The sequence below is a fragment of the Nonomuraea recticatena genome, assembly GCF_039533245.1.
GTDB classification, from domain to species: domain Bacteria; phylum Actinomycetota; class Actinomycetes; order Streptosporangiales; family Streptosporangiaceae; genus Nonomuraea; species Nonomuraea roseola.
The window spans coordinates 1-506 of sequence record NZ_BAAATE010000213.1 but is presented as its reverse complement, the minus strand read 5'-3'; the positions used below and the strand labels follow the sequence as shown (position 1 = coordinate 506).

Sequence of the window (506 nt, the reverse complement as noted above, 5' to 3'; positions counted from 1 at the left end):
ATTGCCGATTTGGCTTTTGCTTGTTCCGCGCGATTATTTGTCTACGTACCTAAAAATCGGAACTATATTGATGTTGGCCGTAGGAATTGTATTTGTACATCCTACATTGGAAATGCCCGCTTTGACCGCATTTATCCATGGAGGTGGCCCTGTGATTGGTGGCCCAGTATTACCTTTTATTTTTATTGTTATTGCTTGTGGTGCTATCTCGGGTTTTCATGCGGTGATAGCAACGGGTACAACACCTAAAATGATTGGGAATGAGAGAGAAATTCTATTCGTAGGATATGGTGCTATGCTGGTAGAAGGTTTTGTCGCGTTGATGGCACTTATTGCTGCCTGTACGCTGATGCCAGGAGATTACTTTGCCATCAATACACCGGCGGCCAGTTATGCTCAATTTTTGTTAGAAAACCCACACTTAACTGCGGTAGATCTACCTCATTTTATGGATAAAATCGGTGTGGATCTCCAAGGTCGTACAGGAGGAGCAGTTTCCTTAGCGG

General features: G+C 43.9%; 1 protein-coding gene. It reads left to right on the top strand.

Annotated elements, in window-relative coordinates; genetic code table 11:
- Window positions 1-506 (top strand): carbon starvation CstA family protein (locus ABFX50_RS51205; protein WP_346158584.1); only part of this gene is annotated, 506 nt, incomplete at both ends.